Source organism: Pseudomonas sp. AG1028, assembly GCF_007993955.1.
Classification (GTDB): Bacteria; Pseudomonadota; Gammaproteobacteria; order Pseudomonadales; family Pseudomonadaceae; genus Aquipseudomonas; species Aquipseudomonas straminea.
The window spans coordinates 102,334-123,779 of sequence record NZ_VIVP01000010.1 but is presented as its reverse complement, the minus strand read 5'-3'; the positions used below and the strand labels follow the sequence as shown (position 1 = coordinate 123,779).

Below are 21,446 nucleotides of genomic sequence, written 5' to 3'. Positions count from 1 at the left end.
TGAGCCATATCGATGAAACATGAGGGAAACTTGTTTTTAACGTTAGCACGTTGAGTTTGTTTCACTTGGGCCGAGTCTCGACAATGCACGCCATCATTTATGCAGTGGAGAGATCACCATGGCCCTGGCCCACAGCCTCGGATTCCCCCGAATCGGACGTGACCGTGAATTGAAGAAAGCCCAGGAGGCGTTCTGGAAAGTTGAACTGGACGAAGCCGGCCTGCGCGCCGTGGGCCGCGAGCTGCGGGCGCGCCATTGGCAGGTGCAGAAGGACGCCGGCATCGAGCTGCTGCCGGTCGGCGATTTCGCCTGGTATGACGGGGTGCTGGCGCACTCGCTGACCTTCGGCGTGATTCCCGAGCGCTTCCGCCCGGCGGGCGGCAAACCGACCCTGCAGACGCTGTTCGCCATGGCCCGTGGCGTCAGTGGCGATGCCTGCTGCGGTGGTTCTCACGCCCAAGAGATGACCAAGTGGTTCGATACCAACTACCACTACCTGGTGCCCGAATTCACCGCCGACCAGCAGTTCGCTCTCAGCTGGGAGCAGCTGTTCGAGGAAGTGGCCGAGGCCCATGCTCTTGGCCACAACGTCAAGCCGGTGGTGATCGGGCCGCTGACCTACCTGTGGCTGGGCAAGCTCAAGGGCGATGTTCAGGGTTTCGACAAGCTGGAGCTGCTCGAACGCCTGCTGCCGCTATACGGGCAGATCTTCCGGCGCCTGGCCGAGCAGGGCGTGGAGTGGGTGCAGATCGACGAGCCGATCCTAGTGCTCGATTTGCCTCAGGACTGGAAGAATGCCTTCGAACGCGCTTACAACATCTTGCAGCGCGAGCCACTGAAGAAGCTGATCGCCACCTACTTCGGCGGCCTGGAAGACAATCTCGGCCTGGCCGCCAACCTGCCGGTGGACGGTTTGCACATCGACCTGGTGCGCGCGCCGGAGCAGTACCCGACCATTCTCGACCGCCTGCCGGCCTACAAGGTGCTGTCCCTTGGTGTGGTCAATGGCCGCAATGTATGGCGCTGCGATCTGGAAAAGGCCCTGGCGGTGATCGGCCATGCCCACAGTCGGCTTGGCGAACGCCTGTGGATCGCGCCGTCCTGCTCGCTGCTGCACAGCCCGGTAGACCTGGCCCGTGAGGATGGCCTGGATGCGGAACTGAAAAGCTGGCTGGCCTTCGCCACCCAGAAGTGCGCCGAAGTGGCGGTGCTGGCGCGGGCCGTCAACCAGCCCGATGCCCCCGAGGTACACAAGGCGCTGGCCGAAAGCCGCGCCGTGCAGGCCGGCCGGGCGGCGTCGCCACGCATTCACAAACCCCAGGTGCAGGCGCGTCTCGCCGCGGTTAAAACGGGCGACAGCCAGCGCCGTTCGCCTTTCGCCCAGCGTATCGCCAAGCAGCGCATTGGCCTGGCCCTGCCGCCATTCCCCACCACCACCATCGGCTCCTTTCCGCAGACCTCGGCGATTCGCCTGGCCCGTCAGGCGTTCAGGCAGGGCAAGCTGTCGCTGGGTGATTACACCGATGCCATGCACGCCGAGATTCGCCATGCGGTGGAGATTCAGGAACGCCTGGGCCTGGACGTACTGGTGCACGGCGAGGCCGAGCGCAACGACATGGTCGAGTACTTCACCGAGCAGCTCGACGGCTACCTGTTCACCCGCTTCGGCTGGGTGCAGAGCTACGGTTCGCGTTGCGTCAAACCGGCGATCATCTACGGTGACCTGAGCCGCCCGAAAGCCATGACCGTGGAGTGGATCCGCTATGCCCAGAGCCTCACTGGCAAGGTGATGAAGGGCATGCTGACCGGCCCGGTGACCATGCTAATGTGGTCGTTCCCCCGCGAGGACGTCAGCCGCGAGGTGCAGGCTCGCCAACTGGCCCTGGCGCTGCGTGAAGAGGTGGTGGACCTGGAAGCGGCCGGTATCAAGGTCATCCAGATCGACGAGGCGGCGTTCCGGGAAGGCTTGCCGTTGCGCAAGGCCGAGTGGCAGCGCTACCTGGACTGGGCGACCGAGTCGTTTCGCCTGTGCGCCAGCGGTGTGCGCGACGACACCCAGATCCACACCCACATGTGCTATAGCGAGTTCAACGACGTGATCGAGTCCATCGCCGCCATGGATGCCGACGTGATCACCATCGAGACTTCGCGCTCGGACATGGAGTTGCTGGACGCTTTCGAGGCCTTCGAATACCCCAACGAAATCGGCCCGGGCGTTTACGACATCCACTCGCCGCGGGTGCCGGACACCGCCGAGATGGTAAAGCTGATGCGCAAGGCGGTGCGGCGCATTCCCGCCGAGCGCCTATGGGTCAACCCGGATTGCGGCCTGAAGACCCGCGGCTGGCCGGAGACCGAGGCGGCGTTGATCAATATGGTCGCGGCGGCGCGGCAGCTGCGTAGAGAGCTGGCGTGAGGTGTTTATAGCCCGGCGTTGAGCGAGGCGATACCCGGGAGCGATTGCCCTGGGTATCGCTGCGCTCAACCGCAGGCTACGGAGTTGCAGCGTCATCAAGGAGTGTGGCGTCGCGCGCATGTAGGATGGGTGGCAACCCATCAATTTGCCGATGGGTTAGCACCTACACGGCCCGACCCATCCTACAGACTAAAGCGCCTCCTACGAGCGCGTGTTCAGTCCGCCAGATACTGCTCGGTCGACACCACGGTGGCATAGGCAAATGCCAGGGCAGCCATATAAGCGGCCTGTACCTGGGCGGCGGGCACTTGCTTGCCCTCGAACTCCTGGTCGCGGGTCGCACAGGCGTCGTGGATCACCGTGGTGGCGTAACCGAAATCGGCACTGGCGCGGGCGGCGGCGTCGATGCACATATGGCTCATGGCGCCGACCAGGGTGATTTGCTCCACGCCGGCCTTGTCTAGCAGCGCCTTGAGGTCGGTGCCGAGAAAGGCATTGACCTTGTGCTTGAGCACCACGGCTTCGCCGCCCAGCGGCTGCACTTCGCTGTGAATCTGCGCGCCGCTGGAGCCCGGGGCGAAGAAGGGCGCGTCCATGCTTTCGAACTCGTGGCGCACATGTACCACCGTGTCGCCGGCGGCGCGGGCAGCGGCCAGCACGCGGGCGGCGTTGGCGGTGGCGGCGTCCATGCCGTGCAGGGTCCACTTGCCGCCGGCGAAGTAGTCGTTCTGGATGTCGATAAGGATCAGGGCGCGCTTGCTCATGGTGTTCTCCGTGGGATATATGGCCTACACCTTAGCCCCGGCGCGCCGCTGCGGGCACGGGCAGGGCCGACAATCTACGGGGAAAAACTGACAATGACGCGCTACCTGGAGATCGGCCTGCTGCTGTACCCCGGTGTACAACTGTCGGCGGTGCATGGCCTGGGCGACTTGTTCGCAGTGGCCAACCGCATGGCCGGCAGCCAGGGGCGAGAGGGCCTGGCTGCGCTGCGCATCAGCCATTGGCAAGTCGCTGAGCAAGGTACGCTGCATCGCGTGTACGACAGCATGCCCGCTGAGCAGAGCAGCCTGCGGGTGATCATCGTGCCGCCTTGTCTGCAGCCGGCGCCGGGGCGTTTGCTGGGCGAGCCTTATCTGAGCTGGCTTCGCGACCAGCATACGGCGGGCGTGACCCTGACCTCGGTATGTGCCGGCGCCTTTGCGCTGGCCGAGGCCGGGCTGCTCGACGGCCGCTCGGTGACCACTCACTGGGCGCTGGGCAACGAGCTGGCCCAGCAGTACCCGCAGGTTCGCGTGCTGCCCGAGCGCATGCTGGTGGAGGACGGTGACCTGATCACCGCCGGCGGCCTGATGGCCTGGACGGATCTGGGCCTGGCGCTGGTCAACCGGCTGCTCGGCGCCACCATCGCGGTGGAAACCGCGCGCTTTCTGGTGGTCGACCTGAACCGCACCTCGCAGCTGCACTTCAGCCACTTCGTGCCGGTTTTCGACCATGGCGATGCGCCGATCCTCGCTGTGCAGCACTGGTTGCAGGGACAGGCCACGGTGGAGGCGAGCCTAGGCGAGATGGCTGAGCGGGCGTGTCTGGGCGAGCGCACCTTTCTGCGTCGCTTCCGGGCGGCCACGGGCCTGAACCCGACCCAGTACTGCCAGCAATTGCGGGTGGCCAGGGCGCGGGATCTGCTGGAATTCACTCGCCAGAGCATCGATCAGGTGGCGTGGCAGGTGGGCTACCGCGACAGCGGCGCCTTCCGCGGTGTGTTCACCCGATTGGTCGGTCTGTCGCCGGGTGACTATCGCAAGCGCTTTGCGGCTCCAGCGCAATAGCGCGAGATCTCATACCGAATCTTCGGCCGCCTTGCCCGCTGGGTTTTCTCGGGTCGGCATATCGAGAATTTCCGGCAACACCTCACGGGCGAACACCGCGTGCAGGCGCCACAGCTCGGCGACCGGGTCGCGGTGATGGTCGACGCGGATGTCCCACAGCGGATACTCCTCGCGGTCGACAATATAAATGACCGCCGAGGACTCGCCTTCGCGGTCGCCGCCGCGGTCATCACCGGCTTCCAGGGCATCGATCAGGCGTTCAACCAGCGGGCGTTCCTCGCCGCGGCGAAAGGCATCGGCTACGGCATCGAGCACTTGCGGCCCGGCCAGGCGATTGCCCTGCACGGAGAACTGTTCGCCGGACAGCGAGCCAGCCCAGGGAATGCAATCGCTGCCCGTCCAGCATACGCTGTCGCCATTACGGTCGATCAGCGCCAACTGACGCAGCTGCATGCAGGGGTCGGTGCCCATCAGCTTTTTCAGGGCTGCTGGCGCCGAATGGCCGTCACGTAACAGCGCCAGGCCGTCGAGCCCCAGATACGGATTGACCTGGGCCTGGGTCGCCACCGCGCCGGCACCGGCACTGGCATGGCTAAGCAGTTTGCCTACGGCGGGCATGGCGGTGGCGGCGGCAACCCCGAACTGGCCGGTGCGTGGGCAGCGGGCGACGATGGAAAAGGTCATGGGCAACTCCTATAGGCGCGTGTGGCTTAGGCCGTGGGCGATGACGGATCGTTCCGCCGGCGTATTGGGGCACTACCGAATTTATTTGATAAGCATTATCATTCGCTCCGCTTGCCGCCACGCTCCTGTCGGCATCGCCACGAGCCGCTTTCCTTCATGGTCGACCTGCCGTCCTTGCCCGATACCCACCAACCGGATCCAGCCGCTGCGCCTGCACCGCAGCGCGATGATTTCCTGCGCACCTTTCTTGCCCGGCGAGAACAGATGGAAGCGGTGCTGCGCCGTCGTGTCGGCTGTCGGGCCACGGCGGCTGATCTGTTGCAGGAGCTGTTCCTGCGCTTCTGGCGGCGGCCCAGCGCCCCCCTCGAAGATCTGGGCAGCTACCTGATCCGCAGCGCCCACAACCTGGCCATCGATCATTTGCGTAGCGAGGGCGCCCGTTCCCGTAGCGAGGCAGGGCTACTGCCATCACAGTGTGATGACGGTGCTGCTTCCCCGGATGCTGTTCTGGAAGCCGGCAGTGATCTGCGCCGCGTGGAGGCCGCCTTGCGCGCCTTGCCAGAGCGCACCCGGCACATCTTTCTGCTCAACCGCATTCACGGCAAGACCTACGGGCAGATCGCCCGCAGCATGGCGCTTTCCCAGAGCGCGGTGGAAAAACATATGATGCGCGCCCTGGAAGCTTGCAAGGCCAGCGTCATCGATACGCCGGCCAGCCATTCACACGGAAGCGCTGCGCCATGAGCCTCGAGTCATCCCCACCGCTGTCGCCTATCGAGCAGGACGCCTGGCTATGGCTCGGCCGCCTGCAGGGCCAGCCCGACGATGGCGTGCAGATGGCGTTCGAGCAATGGCTGGCCGCTGCGCCCGAGCATGTCGATACCTTCGTGCGCATGCAGTCGCTCTGGCACCTGAGTCGCCCGGCTGCCCAGCAACTGGCCGATGAGGAGCATGCCGCCCTGCAGCAATACCTGCGTGCGCCGAAGCGCCGGCGCCGGTACTGGACGCCGACCTTGGCGATGGCCGCCTGCCTGCTGCTGGTGGTGGTGTGGGCCGGCGGCTGGCAGCCGCTGCGTTGGGTCGATGACCTGGGCGCGGATATGGTCTCGGCGCCGGGTGAGGTGCGCACCGTGACGCTAAGCGACGGATCGAGCGTGGTGCTGGACGCCGACAGCGCCATCGCCGTGCGCTACAGCGCGGTTGAGCGGCATGTCGAACTGCGCCGTGGAGCGGCTTACTTCAGCGTGGTGCGGGGCGAGATTCCCTTTACCGTTGCCGCGGCCGGTGGCGAGTCGCGGGTGCTCGGTACGCGTTTCGAGGTGCGGCGCCTGGGCGAGGGCGCGCGGGTTTCGGTGCAGCAGGGGCGGGTGGCGGTGCGCGGCGGGCCACTGGAAGCCCCGCGAGTGCTGACGGCTGATCAGCAGGTCAGTTACCGGGATGGCGTCAGCGGCAATCCCCTGGCTGTCGATACCGCTGCGCTGACCGCCTGGCGCGATGGCCGCCTGAGTTTCTATCGCGCCCCGCTGGGCGAGGTGCTTGATGAGCTGCGCCGTTACTACCCGGGGCGCATCGTGCTGCTCGACGATGCGCTGCGCGGCAAGCGGGTCAGCGGCAGCTTCGCCAGCCAGGATCCCGAAGCGATTCTCGATGCCCTGCAGGGCGTGGTGGGCTTCGAGCAGCACAAGGTGCTTGGCCGGCTGATCATCCTGCGCTGAAAAATATTTTCAGGCCGGGGTGAGGTAGAGCCGCGCGGCATTCGTGTAGTGCTTTGAATGCGACTTTTTCGCACTGACAGCCCGCCTCTGGATGAACACCACCATGAACCACCGCACCATGCGCCGGCAGGATGCCTCCTTGAAACACATCGGTCTGGCCACCTGCCTGCTGGGCTCGGCCATCCTGCCCCTGGCGCAGCCGGCCCAGGCCCAGGTCAGCGCCGATCAGGCCGCGACCTATGACTTCGCCATCGCTGCGCAGCCGCTGCCACGGGCGCTCGACGCCTTCAGCCGCGTCACCGGCCTCAATGTGGTGTACACCGACGAAGCGCCCTACGCGTTACAGGCGCCAGCGCTCGAGGGGCGCATGAGCGCCGAGCAGGCGCTGGCCCGGTTGCTGGCCGGCTCCGGCTTCACCTTCGCCCGAGTCGGCGCCACCACCGTTACCCTGCAGGCGCTGCCCGCCGACGGCGCGGTGAACCTCGGTGCGGTGAACATCCAGTCGCAGCGCACGCCGAGTTCCAGCTACCAGCCGCCGGAAACCACTTCGCTGACGCGCAGCGACACGCCGCTGCTGGAAATCCCCCAGGCCGTCGCGGTGGTGCCGACCCAGGTACTGCAGGATCAACAGCCGCAGACGCTCGACGAGGCGCTGGTCAACGTCAGTGGCATCACCCAGTCCAACACCTTGGGCAGCACCCTGGATGCGGTGATGAAGCGCGGTTTCGGCGATAACCGCGACGGCTCCATCCTGCGTGACGGCATGCGTACCATCCAGGGCCGCAACTTCACCGCCACCGCCGAGCGCGTCGAAGTGCTCAAGGGGCCGTCGTCGATGCTCTACGGCATTCTCGACCCGGGCGGCGTTATCAATGTGGTCAGCAAGAAGCCGCAGCTGGAAAGCTATCGCGCCATCACCGGCCGCGCTTCGACCTATGGCCACGGCAAGAACGGCAGCGGCGGTACCCTGGACGTCACCGGCCCGCTGGGTGAAACCGGCCTGGCTTACCGGCTGGTCGCCGATTACGACGACGCCGACTATTGGCGCGACTTCGGCCACAACCGCGACAAGACCTTCGCGCCCTCGCTGGCCTGGTATGGCCAGGACACCACGATCACCCTCAGCCACGAATACCGCGAGTATTCGGTGCCGTTCGACCGCGGCACCATTTTTCGCCACGGCAAGCCACTGGACATTCCCGCCGAGCGGCGCATGGACGAGGCCTATAACGTCACCGACGGCCGCTCGAACCTGACCATCTTCGACCTCTCGCACCAGCTCAACGAAGACTGGAAAGCCCACTTCGCTTACAGCTACAACCGTGATACCTACGACGACTACCAGGCGCGGATCTTTCGCGAGCCGCCCTCCGATAGCAGTAACGCCTATGTTCGCCGCCTGGATGGCACCCGCGGCGCGGTCAGCACCTCGCATTTCGCCACCTTCGATCTGGACGGCACCGTGCAACTCGGCGGCATGCAGCACGACCTTTTGATGGGCGTGGACCATGAGTACCGCAAGTTCTACCGCGAGGACCTGCTGCGCCAGAACACCGCCATTCGTTTCGACCCGTTCAACCCAGTCTACGGCAACGTGCCGGTGCCCACCACCGTGGCTGCATCGGACAGCGACCAGACCGATCGCGTGGTTACCCAGTCCGCCTTCTTCCAGGATTCGGTGCACCTCAACGAGCAATGGATCTTTGTGGCAGGCGCCCGCTATCAGCTCTATGACCAACTCGCCGGGCGTGGCCGGCCGTTCAACAAGAACACCGATATCGACGGTCAGGTCTGGGTGCCGCGGGTCGGCCTGGTGTACAAACTTAACGACGAGCTGTCGCTGTATGGCGGCTACACCGAATCGTTCAAGCCCAACTCGACCATCGCACCGCTGACCAATGGGGTCTCCATAAACGGTGTGTCGCCAGAGGAGGGCAAGAGCTGGGAGATCGGCGCCAAGCTGGATAGGCCCGGACGCATCACCGGCACCCTGGCGCTGTTCGATATCGTCAAGGAAAACGTGCTGGTGACCCAGACCGACAATGCTACAGGGCTCACAGTGGCGACTGGCGCCGGCGAAGTGCGCTCCCGCGGCGTCGAGCTGGATGTGACCGGGCAGCTGACCGATGACCTCAGCCTGATTGGCACTTACGCCTTTACCGATGCCGAGGTGACCAAGGACCCGGAGCTCAAGGGCAATGGCCTGCAGAACGTGGCCCGGCACACCGCGTCGCTGTACGGCGTGTACGACTTCGGTCAGGTGTTCGGTGGCGACCGTGTGCGTGCCGGTGTGGGCGCTCGCTATGTGGGTGACCGGGAAGGCGATGCGACCAACAGCTTCACCTTGCCGTCCTACACCGTGGCCGATGCCTTCACCAGCTACGACACGCGCCTGGGCGACAACAAGCTCAAGCTGCAGCTCAACGTGAAGAACCTGTTCGACAAGACCTACTACAGCTCGTCGGTGAACAACCTTGCCGTCTCCGTCGGCGAGCCGCGCCAGGTGCAGCTCTCCAGCACCCTAGAGTTCTGACTGGATGGCCGACCTGGGTATCGCTGCGTTCGACCACAGGCCTGTAGGATGGGTGTAACCCATCGAGCGTTGATGGGTTTCACCCATCCTACGAGCTGTCTGTAGCCCAGCGTTGAGCGTAGCGATACCCGGGGACGGTTGACGCTCGAATCCCAGAACGCAAAAGCCCGGCACTAGGCCGGGCTTTTGTTTATCGCAGGGCGATGCTTACTGCACTTCCACCGCCAGGCTTTCGGCGATCTTCTTGTTCCAGATCGCAGGGCCTGTGATGTGCACCGACTCGCCGTTGCTGTCGACGGCGACGGTGACTGGCATGTCCTTGACCTCGAACTCGTAGATCGCTTCCATGCCCAGCTCGGCGAACGCCAGCACCTTGGACTTCTTGATCGCCTGGGCGACCAGGTAGGCGGCGCCGCCGACGGCCATCAGGTACACGGCCTTGTTGTCCTTGATCGCTTCGATGGCGGTCGGGCCGCGCTCGGATTTGCCGATCATGCCCAACAGGCCGGTCTGCTCGAGGATCTGCCGGGTGAACTTGTCCATCCGCGTGGCGGTGGTCGGGCCGGCTGGGCCTACCACCTCGTCGCCGATCGGGTCGACCGGGCCCACGTAATAGATGAAGCGGCCTTTCAGGTCGACCGGCAGTTCTTCACCCTTGTTGAGCATCTCGACCATGCGCTTGTGCGCGGCGTCGCGACCGGTGAGCATCTTGCCGTTGAGCAGGATGGTCTCGCCCGGCTTCCAGCTCTGCACGTCTTCCGGGGTCAGGGTGTCGAGGTCGACGCGGCGCGCCGACGGGCCGGCTTCCCAGACGATTTCCGGGTAGGCGTCCAGGGACGGCGCTTCCAGCTCGGCCGGGCCGCTGCCATCGAGCACGAAGTGGGCGTGGCGGGTGGCGGCGCAGTTGGGGATCATGCACACCGGCAGCGAAGCGGCGTGGGTCGGGTAATCCATGATCTTCACGTCGAGCACGGTGGTCAGGCCGCCCAGGCCCTGGGCGCCGATGCCCAGCTGGTTGACCTTCTCGAACAGCTCCAGACGCAGTTCTTCGATCTTGTTCTGCGGGCCGCGGGCCTGCAGCTCATGGATGTCGATGTGCTCCATGAGCACTTCCTTGGCCATCACCGCAGCCTTCTCGGCGGTACCGCCGATGCCGATGCCGAGCATGCCCGGCGGGCACCAGCCAGCGCCCATGGTCGGCACGGTTTTCAGTACCCAGTCGACGATCGAGTCGGACGGGTTGAGCATGGCCATCTTCGACTTGTTCTCGGAGCCGCCGCCCTTGGCCGCGACGTCCACTTCCACCTTGTCACCAGGGACGATGGAGTAGTGGATGACTGCCGGGGTGTTGTCCTTGGTGTTCTTGCGGGCACCGGCCGGGTCGGCCAGGATCGAGGCGCGCAGCACGTTCTCGGGAAGATTGTAGGCGCGGCGAACGCCTTCGTTGATCATGTCATCCAGACTCATGGTGGCGCCGTCCCAGCGCACGTCCATGCCGACCTTGACGAATACGGTGACGATGCCGGTGTCCTGGCAGATCGGGCGGTGGCCGGTGGCACACATGCGCGAGTTGATGAGGATCTGCGCCATGGAGTCGCGCGCGGCCGGCGACTCTTCCTTCAGGTAGGCTTCGTGCATCGCCTGGATGAAGTCGACGGGGTGGTAGTAGGAGATGAACTGCAGGGCGTCGGCGACGCTCTGGATCAGGTCGTCTTGCTTGATCACGGTCATGTGGGGCGCTCCCTTGTAGGGCAGGAACTTCAAATGCCGGAACATGGCCGGCTGGTTCAAAAAGGCGCCGCAGTATACCGCGCGGGCAGGGCACGGGACACCCGTTGGGCGGCTGCGATAACTCCACATAATCTCTAGGTTTTTTACGAGCGCCCAGTTACAGTAGAGGCCAGTTGCCAGTATGGGAGGGAGCCCATGACCTCCAGCAACCGTCCACTCAATCAAAAGACCCTGCAGCGTCTGCTGATCAAGCGCTTCGCCTTGGCTGTCGCCACCTACCTGACGATTTCCGTCGTGGTACTGCTGGCTTATTTCTGCGATCTGTTCCGGGCGCCAGGCATCGCCGTCGCCGCTGTGCTGGTGGCCACCTTCGCCACCCAGGCGCTGCTGTTGGGTTTGTTCCTGAGTGGCCGCAATCTACGTTTCAATGACCCGAGCCTCACCGAGGCGCAGGTGCTGATCAGCCTGGTGCTGACCACGACCCTGGTAGCCATGATCGACTATGGGCGTGGCGCCCTGTTGGTGGTCTACCCGATGTCGATGCTGTTCGGGTTGTTCCAGCTGCGCACCTGGGTGTTCTTTCGCTGCGCCTTCCTGGCGTTCGTCGGTTTCGTGGGCATCAACCTCTACGAGCACCAGGCCGGTACCCTGCGCGATGTCAGCCTGGCGGTGCTGCAGACCGGCATGCTGGCGCTGGTGCTGATCTGGCTGAACCTGTTCGCCTGGTACATGCAGCAGATGCGCCAGCGCATGCGCAATCGGCGCTTCGCTCTGAAGGCGCACCAGGAAACCCTGCGTGGCATGATGCGCCAGCTGGAAGACATGGTGGCCACCGACGAGCTCACCGGCCTGTTTAACCGCCGCCACTTCCTGCGCATGGCCGCCCAGGCGCTCGAGAGCCTGACACCCTTGAGCCAGCATGGCCTGGCGCTGATCGACCTGGATCACTTCAAGAGCATCAACGACCGCTATGGCCATGCCGCCGGTGATCGCGTGCTGCAGGCGTTTGCCGGGGTGGCCAGCGCCTGCCTGCGCGAGGGCGATGTGATTGCCCGCTACGGCGGCGAGGAGTTCGTGCTGCTGATTCCCGATACCGATGCCGACTCTTTCATGGCCTGTTGCGAGCGCTTGCGCGTGGCCTTCAGCGAGTGCGAGCCGGTTAATGTTAAGGTGACCAACCTCAGCCTTTCCGTGGGAATGACCCTGGTGACCCTGTACGACGATCTCGACGATGCCCTGCACCGGGCTGATCAGGCCCTCTATGAGGCCAAGCGTAGCGGTCGCAACCGCAGCGCCTCGACCTGGCAGCTGACCGATGCCCCAGCTGCGACTGAGTGACCGCTGCTGGGACGTCGCCCCGGCCAGCAATCTGCTCGATGGGCTACTCGCCGCCGGTGTGCCGGTGCCCTACAGCTGCCGCGCCGGCAGCTGCCAGGCCTGCCTGGTACGCTGCGTCGCCGGTGAGCCGCACGATGCCAAACCCGATGCGCTGGATATGGCGCGCCGCGAGCAGGGCTGGCGTCTGGCCTGCCAGTGCAGCGTGATCGAGCCGCTGCAACTGGAGGTTTTCGATCCCACCCGTGATGCCATGCCGGCGCAGATTCAGGCGCTGGACTGGTTGAGCGAGCGCGTCGTGCGCCTGCGCCTCCTGCCGCAGCACCCCATGCGTTATCGAGCGGGTCAGCATCTGCTGCTGTGGACAGCGGACGGCATCGCCCGGCCGTACTCGCTGGCCTCTTTGCCCTGTGAGGATGCCTGGCTGGAGTTTCATATCGATTGCGGCCGGCCCGGCGCCTTCTGCGATTCCGTGCGCCAACTGCAGGTCGGCGCCAGCCTGCGTCTGGGCGCACTCAGCGGCGCATCCCTGCACTACGACCCGGACTGGCAGGAAAAACCGCTGTGGCTGCTCGGCGCCGGCACCGGCCTGGCGCCCCTGTGGGCGGTATTGCGCGAGGCGCTGCGCCAGGATCATCAGGGGCCGATTCGCGTGGTGCATGTGGCCGGCACGCCTGCTGAGCATTACCTGGCCGACGCCCTGCAGGGCATCGCCAGTCGGCACCCGCAGGTACAGGTCGAGCTGATCGAGACGGCCGCCTTGCCGGCATTTCTGGGCAATCTGCGACCCGCATCGCGGCAAACGGTAGCGCTGCTCTGTGGCGGCCCGCAAACCGTCGAGGCGCTTTCGCGGCGCCTGTACCTGGCTGGCCTGCCGCGCAGCCAGCTGTTCAGCGACCTGTTTCTGCCTCACGCCTGAACGCTGCACAAATGAAAAGGCCCGCATCGATGCGGGCCTTCCTGTTACTGCGCCAATCCTCAGACCAGAACGTCACCGACATGCAGGATCTTCATGCCATTGGTGCCACCGATGGTGTGGTAGCTGTCGCCCTTGGTCAGGATCACCCAGTCGCCTTGCTCGACCAGGCCGCGCTTGAGCAGCTCGTCCACCGCCGCCTGGCTGACTTCGCCGGCCGGCAGGGCCGCCGGGTCGAACGGGATGGTGTACACGCCACGGAACATCGCCGAGCGCGCCTGGGTATCGCGGTGCGGGGAGAAGGAGTAGATCGGCACCGAGGAGCGGATGCGCGACATGACCAGCGGGGTGTAACCACTTTCGGTCAGGGCGATGATCGCCTTCACGCCTGGGAAGTGGTTGGCGGTGTACATGGCCGCCAGGGCGATGCTCTCGTCGCAACGCTCGAAGGTCTTGCCGATGCGGTGGCTGGAGCTCTTGCCGGTCGGGTGACGCTCGGCGCCCAGGCAGATACGCGCCATGGCCTGCACGGCTTCCAGCGGGTAGGCGCCAGCGGCGCTCTCGGCCGACAGCATGACTGCGTCGGTGTAGTCGAGCACGGCGTTGGCCACGTCGGACACCTCGGCACGGGTCGGCATCGGGTTCTGGATCATCGACTCCATCATCTGGGTCGCGACGATCACCGCCTTGTTGTGGCGACGTGCATGCAGAATGATCTTCTTCTGGATGCCGACCAGCTCGGCGTCGCCGATTTCCACACCGAGGTCACCTCGGGCGACCATCACCACGTCGCTGGCCTTGATCAGGCCGTCGAGGGTTTCGTCGTTGGCTACCGCTTCGGCGCGCTCGATCTTGGCGACCAGCCAGGCTTTGCCGCCGGCTTCGTCACGCAGCTGGCGGGCGTATTCCATGTCCGCGGCATCGCGCGGGAAGGAAACGGCCAAGTAGTCCAGGTCCATTTCAGCAGCCAGCTTGATGTCGGCCTTGTCTTTCTCGGTCAGGGCCGGGGCGGTCAGGCCGCCACCGCGACGGTTGATGCCTTTATGGTCGGACAGCGGGCCGCCGATCAGCACGACGCATTCGAGGGTGTCGGGGGTGGTGCTTTCAACGCGCATGACCACGCGACCATCGTCGAGCAGCAACTCGTCGCCGACGCCGCAATCCTTGACCAGATCCGGGTAGTCGATGCCGACTACCTGCTGGTTGCCCTCGGTCAGCGGATGGCTGGTGGAGAAGGTGAAGCGATCACCGACTTCCAGCTCGATACGCTTGTTGGCGAACTTGGCGATGCGGATCTTCGGGCCCTGCAGGTCACCCAGCAGAGCCACATGGCGGCCATGCTTGGCGGCGATGTCGCGTACCAGCTGGGCGCGTGCCTTGTGCTCTTCCGGCGTGCCGTGGGAGAAGTTCAGGCGGGCAACATCCAGCCCGGCCAGGATCAACTTTTCCAGCATCTGTGGCGAGTTGCTGGCTGGGCCGAGGGTGGCGACGATTTTGGTGCGGCGAACGGTCATGCGCGGACTCCTTTATTGAAGCAGACCGCGAGGCTACTACGCCGCCGCGCTGTAGTCATTGTTCCACTGCACTACTTTTCCACCGGCAACTTGACCACTAGCAGGTCGCAGTCCACCGACTCGAGCAGACGCTCGGCGGTGTGGCCGATCAGGATGGTATCCAGCCGCCCGCGGGCGATGGCGCCCATCACCAGCAGATCGATTTCGTGCTTGCGTACGAAGCGCGGCAGCATGTTCTCCGGCGCACCTTCGAGCAGATGAGCGGCGTCCGGCTCGATCCCGTGCTGACGAATCAGGTCTTCGAAGGCCTGGTGATGCTGCTGCGCATCATCGTTGACGTACTGCTGATAGGTGGCCAGCAGCTCGGCGTTGTTGAGCAGAGTGCGCGGCAGTGGCGCGTGGCAATGCACGACATCGGCATGCATGCCGAGGTCCTTGGCAAGCGCCTGGCTGGTGTCGATCAGGTGATGATCCAGCGCGGCCGGCTTGTCGTCCTTGTGCAGTGGGTCGACGGCGGTGCACAGGTTGTTGCCGCGCCACTGCGCGTGGTGCACCAACCATAGCGGGAAAGGGCAGTGGCGCATCAGTTGCCAGCAGCTGTCAGTGAGCAGCAAGCGGCGCAGCAGGTTGTTGTGGGCAGCGGATTTGAGCACCAGATCCGGTTGCAGCTGTTCGGCCACTTCCAGCACCGTTTCATGCAGCCGCTTGCCCCAGCGAACGTCCTGCTTCACGGCCAGCCCTTCGCCCTGCAGCGGCGCCAGCATCTCCTGAAGCCAGCTGCTGCGTTGCTCGATCAGGGCGTCCCGGGCTCTGCTCTGCAAGCTCTGCTCCAGGGTGCTGCCATCCAGCGCGGGGCTATACTCGACCAGCAGCACATGCACGCGCGCCTGGGCACGACGGGCCAGCCAGGCGGCACGTTCCAGAGCCGGGTGGCTGGGTTGGCTGGGGTCGATCACGACCAGTAGCGTTTCGAGTTTCATGGAGGCGACCTCGCGAAGTGGTTGTCTGGCATTGCAGCCCATCCTCGGTGGGCATGCGTTGACCTGAATCAGCCTAGAAGACCGCTACCCATCGTTAGTCGTCCAAGCCAATGCAGCATGTTGCGACTGTTCAGTTTTTGCGGGCCGCGCCGATACGCTGCTCATTGGAGGAGAAACCCATGCGTATTCTGTTGCTGCTGTGCTGTGTCCTGGTCGTTGGCGGGTGCACCCGCATGTCGCTCGATCACCATCTGAATAAGGCCTATCAGGCCTACGACCGGGGCGATTGCGAAGACGCCCTGCTGTATCTGTCCCAGGCCGAGCGCTCGAGCCGCTCGCGCAGCTATATACAGCCAGAGATTTCCCTGCTGCGCGGCCAATGCCTTGAGCGGCAGAACCTGTACCTCGATGCGGCGCAGACCTACCAGTTCATCATCGGCCGTTACCCCACCAGCGAATATGCCTTCCGTGCCCGCGCGCGGCTGGAAACCCTGCGCCAGCTCGGCCATCAAGGCGTCTCGGAGCCCGCCAAGGTGTCGCCTGCCGGCACGCTTTGACGGCACGGGACTGATTGCCTGGAGAAGGCCGTGACGCGTGCTCTGGTTGGTTTGCTGTTATTGCCCTGCCTGGCCTTCGGGCAGGTCTATCGCTGGGTCGATGAAAACGGTCAAGTGCATTTCGGTCAGCAGCCCCAGGCTGCCAATGCTCAAACTGTCGAGGTAAAGCCCCAGGTAATCGAACGCGACGCCGCCACCCAGGAGCGCGAGCAGCGTGCCGAGCGCTACTTCCAGGCGCGCCGCGACGAACAGGCCCAGGCTGCTCAAGCCCGCCGTGAGCAGCAGGCGCAGCTCGTCAAGGAGTGCGCTCAGTTGCGTGCGCAATTGGCTTCGATGCCCGAGGGGCGACGTTACTTTCATCAAGGCGCCAGTGGCGAGCGCCACTATTACAGCGACGAGCAGCTGAACGCCGCACGCAGCCAGCTTCGCGACCAGTTGTCAGGCCGCTGTCACTGAGCACTGGTCAGTCAGTTGGGCAGGCGGCATACTCGCCTCACACTCATAGCGCTCTGCCATCATGAACGCCAACCGCCATATCGAACGGCACCAGCTGCCTTACTACCTGAAGGTCTTCAATGCCTTTACCGACAAACCGGTCGGTTACCTGGGCAATGTATCGGCAGACGGCCTGATGCTGATCAGCCAACTGCCAGTGCTGGTGGGGGGCTGCTTCGATCTGCGCCTGAAAATTCCGGGTTGCGACGGCTTTCGCCATATCGACTTCACCGCCACCTGCCTGTGGTGCCAGGAAGACGTGACGCCTGGCAGCTTCGATTCGGGTTTCACGCTGCAGTCGCCGCCTCAGGATTACTTGGAGATGGTCGACGCCCTTCGCTACTACTTCAGCTTCCATCCGCTCGCCGCACCGGTGTGAGCTTGCATCGCTTCCATTGTTCCGCACGTTTTCGCCCAGATCATGTAAGTGATTGCTTACAAGCCCTGTAAGCCTGGGTGACGGTTTCGCGTTGGGAAACTGACGCTGAGCCATCTATATTTTCAAGTTATTGTAAATAAAGGATTTATTTATTGGATGCTTGAGTGTCTTGGCTGCCTGCGTCGGTTGAGAGGGCGTTGTGATAAATCTCGAGGCCGTTAATATCTGAACCGTGCTTAGGGACAAGCGCAGGTCGTTAGGGACAACGATCAGGACATCGCGGGAAGCGATTCATCAGGATGATGAGTTGGGAGTTTCAGGGAATAGGGACAAAAGAGTGGGCGGGTAAAACCGCCCCTTTTTTTGCCTGCAGAAAAGTGCTCAAGCCGCGTTGCTTATCCGCGATTCTGAATAGCCGCCAGGCGTCACCGTGCTGTTACGAGCGCGGCGGCAGGCGACTTTTCAAGCGCCCATAAAAAATGCCGCACCCTCTGGGGTAGCGGCATTTTTGTTAGCGGCCTGTGCCGCCTCGCTCAGCGCTCGAGGTGCTGAAGCTTGTCTTTCACGCCATCCCATTCTTCGGCATCGGGCAAGGCTTCTTTGCGCTCGGTGATATTCGGCCAGACTTCCGCCAGCTCGGCGTTGAGCTCGATGTATTCCTGCATGCCATCGGGAATCTCGTCTTCGGAGAAGATGGCCTGCGCTGGGCACTCCGGCTCGCAGAGCGCGCAGTCGATGCATTCATCCGGGTGGATCACCAGGAAGTTCGGGCCCTCGTAGAAGCAGTCCACCGGACAGACTTCCACGCAGTCGGTGTACTTGCACTTGATGCAGTTGTCGGTGACGACGAAGGTCATTTCTAGTTTTCTCCTCGGGCTACGGCAGCGAGCGGTTTCTTGAACGGCCGCTCTTAGGCTCTGGAATGGGCTGCGGGCCAGGCTAACAAGCCGTCGAAAACTACCTGCGTTGGCAATACTGCGTTAGAAACGGCCAAAAAATGCTCATTTACAGCCTGTAAACTGCGCTTTTTCGGCCGTTTTTGCCTTGTCTTGCCTGCCTCGCCTACGTTTTCAACGGCCTGCTAAAGGCCGCAGCGCTCCCGGAGCGCGCGGGATTCTATCAGCTAGTTGGCTCTGGCGTTAGACCCGCGCCTTCCATGCATATAACAGTTCAAGTGCCTGGCGCGGGCTCAGATCATTCGGATCGACCAGCTGCAGCTCTTCCAGCACCGGGTGCGGCAGGCTGGCGAACATATCGCTCTGCATCGGTGCAGCTGGTTGTCCCGGAGTTTGCGGCGGCAGGTCGTGGGGCAGGCTGGTGGTTTCCAGGCGCGCCAGATGCTCGCGGGCACGCAGGATCACCGGCGCCGGCACGCCTGCCAATTGCGCCACGGCCAAACCATAGCTCTGGCTGGCCGGACCGGGCAGAACGTGGTGCAGGAAGACGATGCGCTCGTTGTGCTCTGTGGCGTTGAGGTGCACGTTGGCCACTGCCGGCTGGCTTTCCGGTAATACGGTCAGCTCGAAGTAATGGGTGGCGAACAGCGTGTAGGCGCGCAGGTTGGCCAACTGCTCGGCAGCTGCCCAGGCCAGCGACAGGCCGTCGAAGGTGCTGGTGCCGCGGCCCACTTCGTCCATCAGCACCAGGCTGCGGTCGCTGGCGTTATGCAGGATGTTGGCGGTCTCGCTCATTTCCACCATGAAGGTCGAGCGACCGCCGGCCAGGTCGTCGCTGGAGCCGATGCGGGTGAAGATGCGGTCGACCATCGACAGTTCGCAGCGCGCCGCCGGCACGAAGCTGCCAATATGGGCGAGCAGCACGATCAGTGCGGTCTGGCGCATGTAGGTCGACTTACCGCCCATGTTCGGGCCGGTGATGATCAGCATCCGCGTGGCGTCGTCGAGCTTCAGGTCGTTGGCGACGAACGGTGTGGTCAGCACCTGCTCGACCACCGGGTGGCGGCCTTGCTCGATCAGCATGCACGGCTCGTCGACGAAGCGCGGACGATTGAGGTCCAGGTTCAGGGCACGTTCGGCCAGATTGCTCAGCACGTCCAATTCGGCCAGCGCGGCGGCGCTGTCCTGCAGCGGGCCGAGGTGGCCGATCAGCCGCTCCAGCAGTTCTTCATAGAGCTGCTTCTCACGGGCCAGCGCGCGGCTCTTGGCTGAAAGTGCCTTGTCTTCGAACTCCTTGAGCTCGGGAGTGATGAAGCGCTCGGCACCCTTGAGGGTCTGGCGACGGATATAGTCGGCCGGCGCCGACTCGGCCTGCTTGCTCGGCAGCTCGATGAAGTAACCGTGCACGCGGTTGTAGCCGACCTTGAGGTTGGCCAGGCCGGTACGGGCCTTCTCGCGGGCTTCCAGATCCATCAGGTACTGGCCGGCGTTCTCGCTGAGCGACTGCAGCTCGTCGAGTTCGGCGTCATAGCCGGTTTTCAGCACGCCACCATCGCGAATCACCGCGGGCGGGTTGTCGATGATCGCCGTCGCGAGCAGCTCGGCCAGTTCCGGGTAGGTGCTGATGGTGCCTGCCAGCGCGGTCAGGTGGGCGCAGTCGAGCTGGGCCATGGCCTGTTGCAGCTCGGGCAGGGCGCCAAGGGCATCGCGCAGGCGCGCCAGATCCCGCGGGCGCGCATTACGCAGGCCGATACGGGCGAGAATACGCTCCAGGTCGCCGATTTCCTTGAGCTGCGGCTGCAGGGTTTCGAAACGGTAGCGATCCAGCAGGCAGGCAATCGACTCCTGACGGGCTTCGAGCACTGTGCGATCGCGCAGCGGGCGGTTCAGCCAGCGGCCGAGCAGGCGGCTGCCCATGGCGGTCTGGCAACGGTCCACCACCGATTGTAGGGTGTTGTCGCGGCCGCCGGCGAGGTTGACGTCCAGCTCCAGGTTGCGGCGGCTGGCGCCGTCGAGGATCACCGTATCGTCGATGCGTTCATGGCGCAGGCTGCGCAGGTGGGGCAGGGCGGTGCGCTGGGTTTCCTTGGCATAGGCCAGCAGGCAGCCGGCTGCACCGATGGCCAGGGTCAGGGTTTCGCAGCCGAAGCCTTTGAGGTCCTGGGTGCCGAACTGTTGGCACAGGCTCTTCTGGGCCGTGTCGCGCTCGAAGTCCCAGGGCGCGCGACGACGCGAGCCACGGCGCTTCTCGGCCGGCAGGCCCTGGGGCCAGTCATCGGGAATCAGCAGCTCGGCCGGGTTGAGGCGCTCGAGTTCGGCCAGCAGGTTTTCCCAGCCTTTTATCTCCAGCACGCTGAAGCGGCCGCTGGTGATGTCCAGCACGGCAAGGCCGAACAGGCGCTCGTCACCCAATACGGCAGCCAGCAGGTTGTCGCGGTGTTCGTCGAGCAGCGCTTCGTCGCTGATGGTGCCCGGAGTGATGATGCGCACCACTTGGCGTTCCACCGGGCCCTTGCTGGTGGCCGGGTCGCCGATCTGCTCGCAGATGACCACCGACTCGCCGAGCTTGACCAGCTTGGCCAGGTAGCCTTCGACCGAGTGGAAGGGAATGCCGCACATCGGAATCGACTGCCCCGCCGACTGCCCGCGGGCGGTCAGGGTGATGTCCAGCAGTTTGGCGGCCTTCTTGGCGTCTTCGTAGAAGATCTCGTAAAAGTCACCCATGCGATAGAACATCAGCTGGTCCGGGTGCTGATTCTTCAGTCTCCAGTACTGCTGCATCATCGGGGTGTGGCTGGAGAGGTCGCTTTGGCTCATCGTGTCGAGTGTCCGGCTGAATCGCAAAAGCGCGTAGTGTACGGTATCGACCCCTCCCGCTTTAACCCCGGAGCGCAGATGAATATCGACGATCAGCCCATCACCGGGCTCGCCGCCCGTCTCGGCCAAGCCCTGCTGGAAAAGAGTGCCCAGGTCACCACCGCCGAGTCCTGCACCGGTGGTGGTATTGCCGAAGCCATTACCCGTGTGGCGGGCAGCTCGGCCTGGTTCGAGGCTGGCTTCGTCACCTATTCCAATGCCCAGAAAACCCGCCAGCTGGGCGTGCCCGAAGCGCACTTCGCTACGGTAGGCGCAGTCAGCCGCGAGGTGGTCGAGGCCATGGTGCGCGGCGCCCAGGCCCAGAGTGGCGCGCGCTACGCTACGGCGGTCAGCGGTATCGCCGGGCCGGGCGGCGGTAGCCTGGAGAAGCCGGTCGGTACCGTTTGGATCGCCTGGGGCGATGGCGACACCCTGTTCAGTCGGCGCTTCCAATTCCCCGGGGACCGCGATGCCGTGCGTTTGCAAACTGTGGAAGCGGCGTTGCAGGGGTTGTTGCGACTACTGGTCGAAGAAAATCCCGCTGCGGGGTAGGCGAGTGCCGAACCCTGTGGAATAATACTGGCTACTTATACAGTTATTGGCCGTCAGG

At 64.2% G+C, this 21,446-nt stretch carries 18 protein-coding genes; 11 read left to right on the top strand and 7 right to left on the bottom strand.

Going from position 1 to position 21,446, the window contains the following annotated elements; all coding sequences use genetic code 11:
• The first annotated feature begins 118 nt into the window (after positions 1-118).
• A complete protein-coding gene (metE, locus tag FB481_RS17730) occupies positions 119-2,416 on the top strand; it encodes a 5-methyltetrahydropteroyltriglutamate--homocysteine S-methyltransferase (protein ID WP_093507454.1) in 2,298 nt (765 codons plus the stop codon).
• Between the two features lie 215 nt (positions 2,417-2,631).
• Here the strand turns inward: metE and FB481_RS17725 are convergent, their stop codons facing one another.
• Positions 2,632-3,180: a cysteine hydrolase family protein gene (locus FB481_RS17725; protein ID WP_147177203.1), complete on the bottom strand. Its 549-nt coding sequence runs from the start codon at positions 3,178-3,180 to the stop codon at positions 2,632-2,634.
• Between the two features lie 93 nt (positions 3,181-3,273).
• Between FB481_RS17725 and FB481_RS17720 the strand changes: the two genes are divergently transcribed.
• Positions 3,274-4,245, top strand: coding sequence for a GlxA family transcriptional regulator (locus FB481_RS17720; protein ID WP_147177202.1), 972 nt, complete (start codon positions 3,274-3,276; stop codon positions 4,243-4,245).
• A gap of 9 nt (positions 4,246-4,254) precedes the next feature.
• Here the strand turns inward: FB481_RS17720 and FB481_RS17715 are convergent, their stop codons facing one another.
• Positions 4,255-4,929 carry a DUF1028 domain-containing protein gene (locus FB481_RS17715; protein WP_147177201.1) on the bottom strand — a complete coding sequence of 225 codons (675 nt, stop codon included), beginning with the start codon at positions 4,927-4,929 and terminating at the stop codon, positions 4,255-4,257.
• A 156-nt stretch (positions 4,930-5,085) separates the two neighbouring features.
• On the opposite strand from FB481_RS17715, the gene FB481_RS17710 reads away from it, so the two are divergent.
• The 3 genes from FB481_RS17710 (at position 5,086) to FB481_RS17700 (ending at position 9,177) form a co-directional block, all read left to right on the top strand.
• Positions 5,086-5,673: an RNA polymerase sigma factor gene (locus FB481_RS17710; RefSeq protein WP_093507448.1), complete on the top strand. Its 588-nt coding sequence runs from the start codon at positions 5,086-5,088 to the stop codon at positions 5,671-5,673.
• Positions 5,670-6,644: a FecR family protein gene (locus tag FB481_RS17705; protein ID WP_147177200.1), complete on the top strand. Its 975-nt coding sequence runs from the start codon at positions 5,670-5,672 to the stop codon at positions 6,642-6,644. The genes FB481_RS17710 and FB481_RS17705 overlap by 4 nt, the downstream gene beginning before the upstream one ends.
• Before the next feature lie 103 nt (positions 6,645-6,747).
• Positions 6,748-9,177, top strand: a complete 2,430-nt coding sequence (locus FB481_RS17700) for a TonB-dependent receptor (protein WP_147177199.1) — start codon at positions 6,748-6,750, stop codon at positions 9,175-9,177.
• A 207-nt stretch (positions 9,178-9,384) separates the two neighbouring features.
• Here FB481_RS17700 and FB481_RS17695 read toward each other — a convergent pair whose 3' ends face one another.
• A complete protein-coding gene (locus FB481_RS17695) occupies positions 9,385-10,908 on the bottom strand; it encodes a fumarate hydratase (RefSeq protein ID WP_147177198.1) in 1,524 nt (507 codons plus the stop codon).
• 195 nt (positions 10,909-11,103) lie between these two features.
• Between FB481_RS17695 and FB481_RS17690 the strand changes: the two genes are divergently transcribed.
• Both FB481_RS17690 and FB481_RS17685 read left to right on the top strand, forming a co-directional pair.
• Positions 11,104-12,246, top strand: coding sequence for a diguanylate cyclase (locus tag FB481_RS17690; RefSeq protein WP_093507438.1), 1,143 nt, complete (start codon positions 11,104-11,106; stop codon positions 12,244-12,246).
• Positions 12,224-13,162: an iron-sulfur-binding ferredoxin reductase gene (locus FB481_RS17685; protein ID WP_147177197.1), complete on the top strand. Its 939-nt coding sequence runs from the start codon at positions 12,224-12,226 to the stop codon at positions 13,160-13,162. Before FB481_RS17690 ends, FB481_RS17685 begins: the two co-directional genes overlap by 23 nt.
• A 59-nt stretch (positions 13,163-13,221) precedes the next feature.
• On the opposite strand, the gene pyk is transcribed toward FB481_RS17685, so the two are convergent.
• On the bottom strand, positions 13,222-14,673 hold the full coding sequence (gene pyk / locus FB481_RS17680; RefSeq protein ID WP_027909819.1) for a pyruvate kinase: 1,452 nt from the start codon (positions 14,671-14,673) through the stop codon (positions 13,222-13,224).
• A 71-nt stretch (positions 14,674-14,744) separates the two neighbouring features.
• Positions 14,745-15,653, bottom strand: coding sequence for a universal stress protein (locus tag FB481_RS17675; RefSeq protein WP_147177196.1), 909 nt, complete (start codon positions 15,651-15,653; stop codon positions 14,745-14,747).
• Between the two features lie 179 nt (positions 15,654-15,832).
• Here FB481_RS17675 and FB481_RS17670 point away from each other — a divergent pair, with 179 nt between their 5' ends.
• From FB481_RS17670 to FB481_RS17660, 3 genes are all read left to right on the top strand, one after another.
• Positions 15,833-16,210, top strand: coding sequence for a tol-pal system YbgF family protein (locus FB481_RS17670; protein ID WP_013790427.1), 378 nt, complete (start codon positions 15,833-15,835; stop codon positions 16,208-16,210).
• Positions 16,211-16,240: 30 nt separating this feature from the next.
• Complete coding sequence (locus FB481_RS17665) at positions 16,241-16,666, top strand: DUF4124 domain-containing protein (RefSeq protein WP_093507432.1); 426 nt, start codon at positions 16,241-16,243, stop codon at positions 16,664-16,666.
• A gap of 61 nt (positions 16,667-16,727) precedes the next feature.
• A complete protein-coding gene (locus FB481_RS17660) occupies positions 16,728-17,084 on the top strand; it encodes a PilZ domain-containing protein (RefSeq protein ID WP_013790429.1) in 357 nt (118 codons plus the stop codon).
• A 533-nt stretch (positions 17,085-17,617) separates the two neighbouring features.
• Here the strand turns inward: FB481_RS17660 and fdxA are convergent.
• Together fdxA and mutS are read right to left on the bottom strand one after the other, a co-directional pair.
• Positions 17,618-17,941 carry a ferredoxin FdxA gene (gene fdxA, locus FB481_RS17655; protein WP_013790430.1) on the bottom strand — a complete coding sequence of 108 codons (324 nt, stop codon included), beginning with the start codon at positions 17,939-17,941 and terminating at the stop codon, positions 17,618-17,620.
• A 282-nt stretch (positions 17,942-18,223) separates the two neighbouring features.
• On the bottom strand, positions 18,224-20,797 hold the full coding sequence (gene mutS / locus FB481_RS17645) for a DNA mismatch repair protein MutS (RefSeq protein WP_093507430.1): 2,574 nt from the start codon (positions 20,795-20,797) through the stop codon (positions 18,224-18,226).
• A gap of 78 nt (positions 20,798-20,875) precedes the next feature.
• Here mutS and FB481_RS17640 point away from each other — a divergent pair, with 78 nt between their 5' ends.
• On the top strand, positions 20,876-21,388 hold the full coding sequence (locus tag FB481_RS17640; protein ID WP_093507428.1) for a CinA family protein: 513 nt from the start codon (positions 20,876-20,878) through the stop codon (positions 21,386-21,388).
• Positions 21,389-21,446 lie beyond the last annotated feature (58 nt).

Excerpts from the sequence above, each read along its gene's own strand:
- metE (WP_093507454.1), top strand. The coding sequence starts at position 119 with ATGGCCCTGGCCCACAGCCTCGGATTCCCCCGAATCGGACGTGACCGT.
- FB481_RS17725 (WP_147177203.1), bottom strand. The coding sequence starts at position 3,180 with ATGAGCAAGCGCGCCCTGATCCTTATCGACATCCAGAACGACTACTTC.
- FB481_RS17720 (WP_147177202.1), top strand. The coding sequence starts at position 3,274 with ATGACGCGCTACCTGGAGATCGGCCTGCTGCTGTACCCCGGTGTACAA.
- FB481_RS17715 (WP_147177201.1), bottom strand. The coding sequence starts at position 4,929 with ATGACCTTTTCCATCGTCGCCCGCTGCCCACGCACCGGCCAGTTCGGG.
- FB481_RS17710 (WP_093507448.1), top strand. The coding sequence starts at position 5,086 with ATGGTCGACCTGCCGTCCTTGCCCGATACCCACCAACCGGATCCAGCC.
- FB481_RS17705 (WP_147177200.1), top strand. The coding sequence starts at position 5,670 with ATGAGCCTCGAGTCATCCCCACCGCTGTCGCCTATCGAGCAGGACGCC.
- FB481_RS17700 (WP_147177199.1), top strand. The coding sequence starts at position 6,748 with ATGAACCACCGCACCATGCGCCGGCAGGATGCCTCCTTGAAACACATC.
- FB481_RS17695 (WP_147177198.1), bottom strand. The coding sequence starts at position 10,908 with ATGACCGTGATCAAGCAAGACGACCTGATCCAGAGCGTCGCCGACGCC.
- FB481_RS17690 (WP_093507438.1), top strand. The coding sequence starts at position 11,104 with ATGACCTCCAGCAACCGTCCACTCAATCAAAAGACCCTGCAGCGTCTG.
- FB481_RS17685 (WP_147177197.1), top strand. The coding sequence starts at position 12,224 with ATGCCCCAGCTGCGACTGAGTGACCGCTGCTGGGACGTCGCCCCGGCC.
- pyk (WP_027909819.1), bottom strand. The coding sequence starts at position 14,673 with ATGACCGTTCGCCGCACCAAAATCGTCGCCACCCTCGGCCCAGCCAGC.
- FB481_RS17675 (WP_147177196.1), bottom strand. The coding sequence starts at position 15,653 with ATGAAACTCGAAACGCTACTGGTCGTGATCGACCCCAGCCAACCCAGC.
- FB481_RS17670 (WP_013790427.1), top strand. The coding sequence starts at position 15,833 with ATGCGTATTCTGTTGCTGCTGTGCTGTGTCCTGGTCGTTGGCGGGTGC.
- FB481_RS17660 (WP_013790429.1), top strand. The coding sequence starts at position 16,728 with ATGAACGCCAACCGCCATATCGAACGGCACCAGCTGCCTTACTACCTG.
- fdxA (WP_013790430.1), bottom strand. The coding sequence starts at position 17,941 with ATGACCTTCGTCGTCACCGACAACTGCATCAAGTGCAAGTACACCGAC.
- mutS (WP_093507430.1), bottom strand. The coding sequence starts at position 20,797 with ATGAGCCAAAGCGACCTCTCCAGCCACACCCCGATGATGCAGCAGTAC.
- FB481_RS17640 (WP_093507428.1), top strand. The coding sequence starts at position 20,876 with ATGAATATCGACGATCAGCCCATCACCGGGCTCGCCGCCCGTCTCGGC.